The following is a 679-nucleotide window of genomic DNA, read 5'->3' on the forward strand; positions in this document are numbered from 1 at the left end:
CAACTCACTACCAATCCCCTTTGCAGTAGGTAAAATATTGTTCTCAAATAAGGTAGATATAGTTATAAAATCATTTAATAAGCGATGAATATTGATTTCTTCTAATTGTTTACTCTTTAATAATTGATAACAATAGTGATATTTTTTCCGCTGAAAAATATATTCTACATTTTCTTGAATCATTCCTATACGTTCTTGAAAAAAAATACTATCTAATTGTGAAATGTTAGTTTCTTTATTGAAATCAACCAGTAAAAAATTTCCAACAACAATTTTTTCATCATAATAATCTGTATATAATCTTAGATAATAATGCTCTCCTTCAACGTCAGGTAAAGAAGCTTTTTTAACATCAGAGGTATATCGTATAGAACCGTTAAAGTTATGAAAATATTCTTTTATCGATACAGGTACCTCTATAATCAAACTTTTATTGATAATTTTTGAAATTATCTTTATGATTTTTTCCATTTCACTTACTTGATTTATTCGATTATAATTTTGAATCGTAATGGTCAATTGGCTATTTAGGCATAATGGATTTGTTAAGTCTAGTTTATTGATATAACGTACACAAAACTGTTTTTTTATTCCACTATTTAGTGATTTTTTTATAAAGAATTGCTCAGTATCTTGAAATGGACTAAATGTAAAATAACTTTCATCATTTCTAACTAAA

General features: G+C 25.2%; 1 protein-coding gene. It reads right to left on the reverse strand.

All coding sequences use genetic code 11. The annotated features are described in order from the left end of the window. Window positions 1-679, reverse strand: a 679-nt coding sequence (locus D8802_RS10215) for a hypothetical protein (protein ID WP_185758237.1), incomplete at both ends; no start/stop codon positions are given.

The sequence above is a fragment of the Streptococcus oralis genome, from assembly GCF_003943395.1.
Classification (GTDB): domain Bacteria; phylum Bacillota; class Bacilli; order Lactobacillales; family Streptococcaceae; genus Streptococcus; species Streptococcus oralis_BF.